This is a genomic window from Flavobacterium maritimum (assembly GCF_040049085.1).
GTDB classification, from domain to species: domain Bacteria; phylum Bacteroidota; class Bacteroidia; order Flavobacteriales; family Flavobacteriaceae; genus Flavobacterium; species Flavobacterium maritimum.
Window position 1 is genome coordinate 455,811 of sequence record NZ_JBDLZY010000005.1, and the last position, 10,325, is coordinate 466,135.

Annotated in this window: 11 protein-coding genes; 8 read left to right on the top strand and 3 right to left on the bottom strand. The window is 33.2% G+C overall.

From position 1 onward, the window contains the following. Window positions 1-17 precede the first annotated feature (17 nt). From ABEB23_RS13225 to ABEB23_RS13250, 6 genes are all read left to right on the top strand, one after another. The gene (locus tag ABEB23_RS13225) at window positions 18-581 is read left to right on the top strand and encodes an ExbD/TolR family protein (protein WP_348813078.1); all 564 of its coding nucleotides are present in this window, start codon (window positions 18-20) and stop codon (window positions 579-581) included. Between the two features lie 40 nt (window positions 582-621). Continuing rightward, complete coding sequence (locus ABEB23_RS13230) at window positions 622-1,419, top strand: energy transducer TonB (RefSeq protein WP_348813079.1); 798 nt, start codon at window positions 622-624, stop codon at window positions 1,417-1,419. 233 nt (window positions 1,420-1,652) lie between these two features. Beyond that, window positions 1,653-2,573 carry a PstS family phosphate ABC transporter substrate-binding protein gene (locus ABEB23_RS13235; protein ID WP_348813080.1) on the top strand — a complete coding sequence of 307 codons (921 nt, stop codon included), beginning with the start codon at window positions 1,653-1,655 and terminating at the stop codon, window positions 2,571-2,573. Window positions 2,574-2,589: 16 nt separating this feature from the next. Next, window positions 2,590-4,257: a tetratricopeptide repeat protein gene (locus tag ABEB23_RS13240; RefSeq protein WP_348813081.1), complete on the top strand. Its 1,668-nt coding sequence runs from the start codon at window positions 2,590-2,592 to the stop codon at window positions 4,255-4,257. Window positions 4,258-4,415: 158 nt separating this feature from the next. After that, window positions 4,416-5,048, top strand: a complete 633-nt coding sequence (locus ABEB23_RS13245) for a 7-carboxy-7-deazaguanine synthase QueE (protein ID WP_348813082.1) — start codon at window positions 4,416-4,418, stop codon at window positions 5,046-5,048. A 224-nt stretch (window positions 5,049-5,272) separates the two neighbouring features. Continuing rightward, the gene (locus ABEB23_RS13250; RefSeq protein WP_348813083.1) at window positions 5,273-5,665 is read left to right on the top strand and encodes an energy transducer TonB; all 393 of its coding nucleotides are present in this window, start codon (window positions 5,273-5,275) and stop codon (window positions 5,663-5,665) included. A gap of 166 nt (window positions 5,666-5,831) precedes the next feature. Here the strand turns inward: ABEB23_RS13250 and ABEB23_RS13255 are convergent, their stop codons facing one another. Both ABEB23_RS13255 and ABEB23_RS13260 read right to left on the bottom strand, forming a co-directional pair. Beyond that, a complete protein-coding gene (locus ABEB23_RS13255; protein ID WP_348813084.1) occupies window positions 5,832-6,377 on the bottom strand; it encodes a YfiT family bacillithiol transferase in 546 nt (181 codons plus the stop codon). A 27-nt stretch (window positions 6,378-6,404) separates the two neighbouring features. Next, complete coding sequence (locus tag ABEB23_RS13260; RefSeq protein WP_348813085.1) at window positions 6,405-7,109, bottom strand: class I SAM-dependent methyltransferase; 705 nt, start codon at window positions 7,107-7,109, stop codon at window positions 6,405-6,407. Window positions 7,110-7,170: 61 nt separating this feature from the next. Between ABEB23_RS13260 and ABEB23_RS13265 the strand changes: the two genes are divergently transcribed. Further along, window positions 7,171-7,665 carry a YkgJ family cysteine cluster protein gene (locus ABEB23_RS13265; RefSeq protein WP_348813086.1) on the top strand — a complete coding sequence of 165 codons (495 nt, stop codon included), beginning with the start codon at window positions 7,171-7,173 and terminating at the stop codon, window positions 7,663-7,665. Between the two features lie 32 nt (window positions 7,666-7,697). Here ABEB23_RS13265 and ABEB23_RS13270 read toward each other — a convergent pair whose 3' ends face one another. Further along, window positions 7,698-8,978, bottom strand: a complete 1,281-nt coding sequence (locus tag ABEB23_RS13270) for an exo-beta-N-acetylmuramidase NamZ family protein (RefSeq protein ID WP_348813087.1) — start codon at window positions 8,976-8,978, stop codon at window positions 7,698-7,700. 97 nt (window positions 8,979-9,075) lie between these two features. Between ABEB23_RS13270 and ABEB23_RS13275 the strand changes: the two genes are divergently transcribed. After that, on the top strand, window positions 9,076-10,311 hold the full coding sequence (locus ABEB23_RS13275; RefSeq protein WP_348813088.1) for an ABC transporter permease: 1,236 nt from the start codon (window positions 9,076-9,078) through the stop codon (window positions 10,309-10,311). Window positions 10,312-10,325: the final 14 nt, after the last annotated feature.

Sequence of the window (10,325 nt, forward strand, 5' to 3'; positions counted from 1 at the left end):
TAAAAAAATACACTAAAATGGCTGAATTAAATACCGGCGACGGTGGTGGTGGCAAAGGTGGAAAAGTAAGAAGTAAAAAACAAAATTCAAAGGTGGATTTAACTGCCATGGTGGATTTGGCATTCTTATTGATTACATTCTTTATGCTTACTACTACGTTGTCAAAACCTCAATCCATGGATTTGGCTTTGCCAGATAAAGCAGATCCTAAAGATAAAACTGCCGACGTTAAAGTTGATGAAAATCGTACGATGACTATTTTGATGGGAGATAATAATAAACTGATACGTTATGTAGGTTTATTAGCGACTCCTGTTACGGGAGGCGCTCCTAAAGACTTTACTTATGGTAAAGAAGGTATTCGTAAAGAATTGATTTCTAGAAAGAAATTGGTTCTAGAGTATTCTGCAGCTAAAGGGAAGCCAAAAAATGGAGTTATCGTAATTATTAAACCAAGTAAGAAATCAAATTATCGTAACTTGGTTGATATATTAGATGAAATGGCAATTGTGGGAGTAGATACTTATGCAATTGTTAATGAATTTACACCAGAAGAACAAAAATTGTTAGAAGGAAAATAAGAGCAATCTTATGACTCAATAACCTAATAATTATTTAAAAATGAAATTAGATATATATAAAAAGCAGTGGCTTGATATCGTATTTGAGGGTCGTAACAAACTTTACGGAGCTTATGAGTTACGAAAAACAAATCCCAGAACGATGTGGAGATCGCTTGTAATAGGATCTTTGATTTTTGCTCTTACTGTAAGTGCGCCTATGATTGCCAATTTACTTCCTGATTCATCAGCAGATGATGAAGCATTAAATGTTAAATTGACTGCAATAAAATTGCCGCCTAAGAAAGAGAAACCAAAGGAAAATCTTCCACCACCACCTCCGCCACCTCCAAAAGTGGATCAAGTAAAATTTGTGAAGCCAGTTGTTGCAAAAGCAGAGGAAGTTACTGAAGAACCACCTAAAATCACTGAGATTAAAGATAAAAAAATCGGTAGTGAAACTATAAAAGGTGATCCTGATGCAGAATTAACAGTTGAGCCTGTAGGTACAGGTACTGCTGCTGTTGTAGAAGAAGTGGATAATACTATTTACAACACTGCGGGAATTGAAGTTAAACCAGAATTTCCTGGAGGAATGGATAAATTTTACTCTTATGTAGGTAAAAATTATCAAGCTCCTGAAGAAGAAGGTTTGAAAGGTAAAGTGTATGTGACTTTTGTTGTTGAAAAAGATGGTTCATTAACAGATATCAAAGTAATTAGAGATATTGGTTACGGTACTGGAAAAGAGGCAATACGTGTTTTGAACAAATGTCCAAAATGGAATCCTGGAGAACAAAATGGTAAGAAAGTTAGGGTGCTTTATTCTCTACCTATTACTATTCAATCTGCGGAATAATGATTAAAAACTTAATTAATAGTTTTCAGAAGAAATCGCTTAAAGGGCGATTTCTTCTCGTTATAGGAATTTTGTTTTTTCTAGTTTATTTAGTTTTAGGTTTATTTATTATCTTTATGAAGAATTTTCCAATCCGAATGCAATTTGAGTATAGAGTTGCTTTTGGGGTTGTTCTTATTGTATATTCTTTTTTTAGATTTGTACGTATTATTAATGATAATAATGATTAGACTATGAAAAATTTTGCCAAGCTTGCGTATTTTGTTGTATTAGGAATCATGGTTTTTGCTTGTAACCAATCGAATAAACCTAAAAATAATAAAGAAACTATACTTAAGGGTTCGACAACTATTTTGGTTGATGAAACATTGAAGCCAATTGTAGAAGATCAAATCGAAGTCTTTGAAAGTAATTATGAGGCTACGATTAAATTGGATGCAAAATCTGAAAATGAAGTGATACAGGCTTTTGTAAAAGATACAGCTAGTATTGCAGTTTTGGCAAGAACATTGACAACTGATGAATTAAAAGTGTTTGAAAGTAAAAAAATCACTCCAAAAGTGACAAAGTTTGCCATAGATGCTATTGCTTTTATTTCAAGTAAAAAGTCTAATGATACCTTGGTAGCTTTGCAGGATGTAATAAATTATATGCAGGGTAAGTCTCAAGCTAATATCAAGGGGCTTGTTTTTGATAATCCTAATTCAAGTACTGTTCGTTATATGAATACTTTGGCTGGTATTAGTTCAATTCCCAAAGAAGGTGTTTTTTCGTTTAAAACTAATGATGAAGTTATTAAGTTTGTTTCAGAAAATGAGGGTATGATTGGAATAGTTGGCGTTAATTGGTTATCGCAACCGACGCCAGTTATGAAAGAATTTGTGGATAAAGTGAATATATTAAGTGTAAAAGGACTTAAGGATGTAAATTTTTATTCTCCAACTCAAAATAATATCGCAGAAGGGAAATATGCTTTGGCACGTGATTTGTATATTATCAATTGTCAAGGTTATTCTGGTTTAGGAATGGGGTTTGCTTCATTTGTGGCTGGGGATATTGGTCAAAGAATAGTTCTAAAATCTGGTTTGTTGCCTGTAAAAGTACCAGGAAGGAAACTCAATATTAGAAAAGAAATCAACAATGAAAAAAAATAAATTAATTACAATAAAGATGAATAAATTTAAAATTTTTGGGATAGCTCTTTTTGCGTCGGTTTCTTTAAGCCATGCTCAAGACATAAATCAAGCCAAAACGGCAATTGATGCCGAGCAATTTGAAAAAGCAAAATCAATATTAAAATCTATTATCCAAGCTAAACCAGCCAATGGAACAGCTTCATTTCTTTTAGGGAATGTGTATCTTACTCAAAGTGTTACGGATTCGGCTAAAATTGCTTTTGATAAAGGGTTAGCCGGTACTGAAGGGGCTAAACTTAATTATATAGGTTTAGGTCAAATGGATTTGGAGAAAAGTGATTTAGCTGGGGCACAAGCTAAATTTGCTTTAGCCACTAAGGATATGAGAAAAAAGGATGTTCAAGAATTTGTGTACATCGCAAGAGCATATATGAATGTTTCTAAACCTGACTATAAAAGTGCTATTGCAATTTTAAATCGTGCGGTGGTTAGTAACCCACAAGATGCTCAAGTGCAGTTAGCATTAGGGGACGCGTATTATGGGGATGGGAAGCAAAATGAAGCTTATATAGCTTATAGAAATGCTTATCAGGCTGATAATACAATGCTAAGAGCTAAAATGCAATTGGGAGTTTTATTAAAAGGAGCTAAATCGTATGATGAAGCATTGAAAGCATATAATGAAGTTATTGCGCTAAATCCTAACTACGGTCCGGTTTATAGAGAATTAGCTGAAACGTATTATAAAATTGCTAGAAACAAGCCTTCAAAATCTTCAGAGAATTTGAAAACGGCTATTGGGTATTTTGAAAAATACATGTCGCTTACAGATTATTCGATTCATTCTAGAATGCGTAGAGCCGATTTTCTTATTCTTGTAAAAGATTATGCTGCTCTTGAAGCGGAAGCGAACAAAATGATTGAGCTTGATAAAGTAAATCCAAGAATTTTTCGTTATTTAGGATATGCTGCATATGAAAATGGTAACGTTGAAGTTGCTCTTAAGTCTTTAGAGACTTTTACAACTACTCCTGGTAATAAGGTTATAGCTAAGGATTATTTGTATTTAGGATTAGCTAAAATTAAAAAAGGAACAAGTGCAGACGGGTTATCAATTGACCCTGCAGCTTTTGAGGCAGGTTATGCAGATATCAAAAAAGCAATTGAGATGGAACCTTTAGCGGTTGAAGATTTGAATGAGATTGGAAAAAAATATTTCTCTCAAAAACTTTATAAAGAATCAGCAGCTATATTTGAATTGGGGACATTTAATCAGGAATCTAAAAATTATTTAGATGATAATGTGTATTACGGTTTGGCTCTTTATTATGCAAACAATAAAAAAGATGTAAAACCTGATACTGCTGCTTTGCAAAAGGCAGATGAAGCTTTCGGAAAAGTTTTGGTGGCTTCACCTTCATATTATGAAGCTTATCTTTTTAGAGGAAGAGTAAATAGTATTCTTGACAATGATCCTATGACTATTAAGTATTATGAAGCTTATGTTGCAGGTGTTACTGAAAAAGGAGCTGAAGAAATGGCGAAACCAGCTGTAATTAAAAAAATTACGGAAAGTTATAATACTATTGGTGCAAGTTATGCTAATACTGATAAAGCTAAAGCTATTGAGTATTTCAATAAAACTTTAGTTATTGATCCAACAAATGCATATGCTACTGCTTCATTGAATACACTTAAGTAATTTAAGACTTATTATAAAAAAAAAACCGATAGTTATTAAACTATCGGTTTTTTTTTGTTTTTGATATTATTGAATAATTTAGAGAATCTATTAATTAAGTTTATTGATTTTCAAGGGGCATTTTGTAATTAACTATCTTTGCGGTTTAAATCGAGTAAATGTTATCTAAAGAAATACAATTAGAAGTAAATAAAGGAGCTATGCTACCTTTGATGGAAGAGTTTTATACAATTCAAGGGGAAGGCTTTCATACTGGAACAGCTGCATACTTTATAAGGATTGGCGGATGTGATGTAGGTTGTCATTGGTGTGATGTGAAGGAAAGTTGGAACGCAGAATTGCACCCTCCAACAAATATTAATTTGATTGTTGATAATGCAAAAAAATATGCGGATACTGTTGTAATTACAGGAGGGGAACCTTTGACATGGGATATGACTTTATTGACACAAAAGTTAAAGGAAGAAAATTTAAAAGTTCATATTGAAACGTCAGGAGCTTATCCACTTTCAGGGACTTGGGACTGGATTTGCCTTTCTCCCAAGAAATACAAATTGCCAACACAAACAGTTTATGAGAATGCAGATGAGTTGAAAGTCATCATTTATAATAAACATGACTTTATTTTTGCTGAAGAGCAAGCTGAGAAAGTAAATAGTAATGCGATTTTGTTTCTTCAGCCTGAATGGAGTAAGAAAGAAGAAATGACCCCATTAATTGTTGATTACGTTATGAATCACCCAAAATGGCGTGTGTCTCTCCAAACCCATAAATATTTAAATATTCCTTAATTTTTTTATTATTTGTTAAATAAATTTTTGGGTTAAACTGATTTTTTTATTAACTCGTTGAAAATAAGCACTACAGTTTTTTAAATAAATGATATTGGTAATTTTAGTGCCAAAATATTATTTTAAATGTTTATATACCTTAGATTTTTTGATATATTTACAATGTATAGTTAATATTAGCTATTCAAATTGCTTTTATTAAGTTTTTTATTACAGTAAATTATATGAAAAAAAATCTTTTTTTAGTGGTTGCTTTTTTTACACTGCAGTTTTGTTTTGGGCAAACAAATTATGATTCTGGTATTAGTGATCCCGTTGAATACGATACTGTTGAAGTGAGACCTGAATTTCCTGGGGGATTTAATCAATTAATGGCATTTATTGGAAAGAATTTTAATTTACCCGAATATGATGGACCAACTGGAGTTGTAAAAGTTAGTTTTGTAATCGAAAAAAATGGAAGTTTAAGTTCTATAAGAGTAATAAAAGATTTAGGAGATGGAACTGGTGCCGAGGCAAAAAGAGTCATGTCTATAAGTCCGCTTTGGACACCGGGTCAGCATGATGGAAAACCTGTAAGAGTCAAATACGAACTCCCTATTTCAATCAGGAATTGAAATTTAAAACCCCAAAAAAAAATTTTTTTTTTGGGGTTTTAAATTTAAAGCCTAAACGCAGTAAACTGATGTTTTTTTAAAATGGTTTTGCTAATTAGAATAATCTTTTAGATTATTTTGTGTTTTTACGATGTCCAAATAGTTGTCAAGATGATGATGAATTGATTTATTGCCATTCTTTTCTTTTCTTCAATTCGGTAATATGAGCCAAATGATGGTTTCCATGCCAGGCATACATTCCAATGATTTCTTTTAATTGAAATGCAGTGTTGTGCTCAGGATGAATAAAGGATTTATTCAAATCCGCTTCAGATAAACTACTCATTAAATAAGCTAAACGAAAGTGAAGGCCTTCAAGGAAAGATAAGGTAGGTTGGATAGGCATAGTTAAATTATCAAATAATTCAGCCCATCTGTCTTCATGGTAAAATTTTATAGTCGGATTGTCTTCTGTCAATGCCCATTTGATTCTGATAAAACAATTCAGGTGGCTATCTGCGCAGTGATGAATCACTTGACGGATTGTCCATCCTTCTGGACGATAGGGAGTGTCGAGCTGCTCTTCACTTAAATGAAGTACCTCTGCTTTTAATCTTTCTGGGAAAGAAGCTATTTCTGCAATTTTATCAGTCAGATAACTGCTTGAATATTTTTCCGGTGTTTTAAACTTTCCGATAGGGTAACGTAATTTTTCTAATACTGAATTTTCCATATGTTTTTTTAGTTGAAATGGTAATTTCTAAAGTGATAGTTTTGCCAAATAATCATAATGCTCGCCCTCAAGTATCATTTCACATCGTAATCCATTGGCGAAAGCCGCATTTTGGAACGTATTATAATCAAGATACAGCCAAGGAAATTCTTCTTCTGTTTGTTTTTTATATGTTATTTTAAAAGTCAATTCGCCATAATAGCCGTTACTTGGAATCCATTTTCCTCCATCTTCATCATCGTCGAACATGTATATGATATCCGATGAGTCAATCAATATTTGTCCGTTTGGGTTGAGCAAACTTTTTAATTTTTGTAAATATTTGGTCGTATCCTTTAGCGTTCCAAAAATACCTGTCCCATTCATTAGTAATAGGATGGTATCGAATTTTTCATTTTCAAGTTTTAGTATATCTTGAACTTTTACGTTTTTTAAACCACGAAGAGTGCAGGCTTTAACGGCGTTTTCTGAAATATCGATTGATGTTACGTCAATATTTCGTTCGTTTTGCAGGTATAAGCTGTGACTTCCGGCGCCACAACCTACGTCCAGTGTTTTTCCTTTAGCTAATTGTAATGCCTTTTGTTCTAATTCTGGCATTTCGTTGTAAGACCGAAACAGGTAGGCTACAGACATTTCATCAGCTTCAGAAATCGAGGTCTCTGTTATTAAATCCTCAGGAGAATTGTTAGTTTGGTAATCGAATATGGCTTTTCCAAAAAGGTCTTTCATCGTTTTGTATAATGTTTAGAGTTTAAAGTTTACTTTTGCGGTTCAACTTTAAACTTTAAACTTGAAACCAGCTTTAAACGAAATAGGGAAACTTGCCAAAGATAAGCATATCGAAAACAAAAAGTATTTTGATAAGCTGAAAAAGAAGGCGCCAAAGAATATTGATTACATTATGCAGGAATTGCATGATGCCGAATTCAAAAAAACAGATTGTCTGCAATGTGCCAATTGTTGTAAAACAACAGGTCCATTATTTACATCTGCAGATATTGAGCGTATTTCTAAACATTTACGACAAAAACCACAGCAGTTTATAGAACAGTATCTTCGTATTGATGAAGATAAAGATTATGTATTGCAGAGTGTACCCTGTACTTTTTTGGATAATGATAATACCTGTTTTATTTATGATGTTCGTCCTAAAGCGTGTCGGGAATTTCCGCATACAGATAGAAAGAAGTTTCAACAAATTTCAGATATCACATTAAAAAATATCCCTATTTGTCCTGCAGCTTATAATATTGTAGAGGAAATGAAGAAGAAAATGCCTCTATAAATAAGTTGTTCCTTCTGTTTTTGGATTCTTTTTTAATAAAGCAGATACTTTTTTCGCATTTCTTTAAACTGTTCCAATCCTGTTTTCCAGCTTTTTCGTATCTTCTTTTCGGAGAGACCTTCTTCTATTTGCTGTTGAAGTGTTTTGGTGCCGGCTAATTTTGTAAAAAACGGAATAAAGAACTTGGTTTTGTCTTCGGTAGAATGGTAAGCTTTTAGTAGCCACTTTAATTCCAATTCATGAACTTTCGAGTGTGCAGACAAATCTTCACCAAAACATTCGATTCCATTGTAAAGGGGGTTTTTGGCGCCTAAATTAGGAATAGGAGTGAAGCTAAATTCATTTTTCGGCAAATAGGGAGAACCATAGATCTGAAATTGTTTTTCAGTTCCGCGGCCTACACTCACATTAGTGCCTTCGAAAAGACATAAACTGGGATATAGATTTATAGCTTGATCATTGGGTAAATTTGGAGATGGTCTCATGGGTAAACTGTACGACATGTTCCTGTGATAATAAACACAAGGCGCAACGATCAACTTACATTGAATGCTGTCTTTTAACCATTTTTCACCATTTATCATCTGAGCATATTCCCCAATGGTCATGCCGTGTAAAATTGGAATTGGGTGCATTCCTACAAAACTTGTAAACGCAGTTTCTAATATTGGCCCATCTACAATAGCCCCGTTCGGATTTGGTCTGTCCAGAATTAATAATGGTATATTGTTTTCGGCACAAGCTTCCATCACATAATGCAATGAAGATATATAGGTGTAAAATCGAGCACCTACATCTTGTATGTCAAAAACCATTATGTCAATCCCTTGTATCTGTTCTGGTTTGGGTTTTTTGTTGTCACCGTAAAGTGAAATAATAGGCAAGCCAGTTTTTGAATCTTTGCCATCAATTATTAATTCACCAGCATCAGCTGTACCACGAAATCCGTGTTCAGGCGCAAAAATGGTTTGAACTTGTATGTTTTTTTCTAATAAAAAATCGACTAAATGTTTTTGAGTTTTTTTTGTTTCAGCAATATTACTTTCGGGAATTAGGACGGTGCTGGTTTGATTGGTTACAATCCCGACTTTTTTATCTATTAGTAAGGGTAAGTAGGTTTCGTAATTATCGGCCCCTGTTTTGCTTTTAGTAGTAAATTTAGTTTCTAATTTTAATTGTTCTTCACTTGAATTCATTGATGTAGAAATAGAATTTTTATTTGCTTCTTTTTTTCTGTTCAAAAAACTGGAGCAAGAACCTAACAGTAGTATTGAAAATAAAGCAATAAGTGATTTTTTAAATAATGAAAACATGAATAGTTATGAATAAAATTAATGCTGATTAGTGTAATTCGTGTTTTAGCTGTATTTTTGACGCTAGTGTAGCAAATCCAAAATTAGATAAATCAACTTGAATTTAGAATATTTCATAGCCAAACGACTCATTACTGCTAAAGATTATAAAAGTAGTATATCTGCACCAATTATAAAAATTGCAATTTCGGCAATCGCCATTGGAATGATCATGATGATTGTCTCGGTTGCGACAGGAATAGGGTTGCAACAAAAAATCCGGGAGAAAGTTTCGGCTTTCAACGGTCATGTCATTATTTCTAATTACGACAACAATCAATCAGAAGTTACATTAGTTCCCATATCTAAAAATCAGGATTTTTATCCAAAGTTTACTTCAGTTTCTGGAATAAGTCATGTTCAGGCAATCGCAAGCAAGGCTGGGATTATAAGAACTGAAACTGCTTTCGAAGGAATAATCTTTAAAGGTGTAGGGGAGGATTACCAATGGGATAATATAAAAGAGTATCTGGTTTTTGGAAAACTTCCAAATCTGTCCCAAGCAGTGAATTCCGAAGTGCTGATTTCTCAATTTCTTGCGAATAGGCTGAATCTAAAAGTTGGGGATTCTTTCAATACGTTTTTTATTAAAGAAGATCAAAATCAATTGCCAAATATTAGAAGGTTCAAAATTGCGGGTATTTTTAATTCCGGCTTTCAAGAATTTGATGCTACCTATATTATAGGAGATATTCGTCATATACAACGAATCAATAAGTGGAGTCCGAATGAAGTTGGTGCATTCGAAGTTTTTGTTTCCGATTTCGATAATATAAAAGATAAAGGGGAGGAAGTTTATGAGCAAACATCATCCACACTCGATACCAAAACGATTATAGATAAATACAGTTACATATTCGAATGGCTTCAGTTATTCGATTTTAATATTATAGTCATATTAGTAGTGATGATATTGGTTGCTACTATAAATATGGTAGTCGCATTATTAGTTCTGATATTGGAGCGAACCCAAATGATCGGAATATTAAAGGCATTAGGGGCTAACAATTGGTCCGTTAGAAAAATATTTCTCTACAATGCATTTTATCTTATTGTTAGAGGGCTCTTCTGGGGGAATCTAATCGGGGTTTCCTTGTTGTTGGTCCAACAATATTTTGGGGTGATTAAGCTTAATCCAGAGAATTACTATGTTAATGAGGCGCCGGTTTACTTCAATATAGGTTATATAATGCTGCTAAATCTACTCACAGTGGTAGTTTGTTTCCTGGTCTTATTAATTCCGTCATATATAATAACAAAGATTTCGCCAGTCAGAGCGATCCGTTACGAGTAATTAAATCAATTTTG

Coding starts and splice junctions, on each gene's coding strand:
- ABEB23_RS13240 (WP_348813081.1), top strand. CDS start 2,590: ATGAATAAATTTAAAATTTTTGGGATAGCTCTTTTTGCGTCGGTTTCT.
- ABEB23_RS13250 (WP_348813083.1), top strand. CDS start 5,273: ATGAAAAAAAATCTTTTTTTAGTGGTTGCTTTTTTTACACTGCAGTTT.
- ABEB23_RS13235 (WP_348813080.1), top strand. CDS start 1,653: ATGAAAAATTTTGCCAAGCTTGCGTATTTTGTTGTATTAGGAATCATG.
- ABEB23_RS13260 (WP_348813085.1), bottom strand. CDS start 7,109: ATGAAAGACCTTTTTGGAAAAGCCATATTCGATTACCAAACTAACAAT.
- ABEB23_RS13230 (WP_348813079.1), top strand. CDS start 622: ATGAAATTAGATATATATAAAAAGCAGTGGCTTGATATCGTATTTGAG.
- ABEB23_RS13255 (WP_348813084.1), bottom strand. CDS start 6,377: ATGGAAAATTCAGTATTAGAAAAATTACGTTACCCTATCGGAAAGTTT.
- ABEB23_RS13245 (WP_348813082.1), top strand. CDS start 4,416: ATGTTATCTAAAGAAATACAATTAGAAGTAAATAAAGGAGCTATGCTA.
- ABEB23_RS13225 (WP_348813078.1), top strand. CDS start 18: ATGGCTGAATTAAATACCGGCGACGGTGGTGGTGGCAAAGGTGGAAAA.
- ABEB23_RS13270 (WP_348813087.1), bottom strand. CDS start 8,978: ATGTTTTCATTATTTAAAAAATCACTTATTGCTTTATTTTCAATACTA.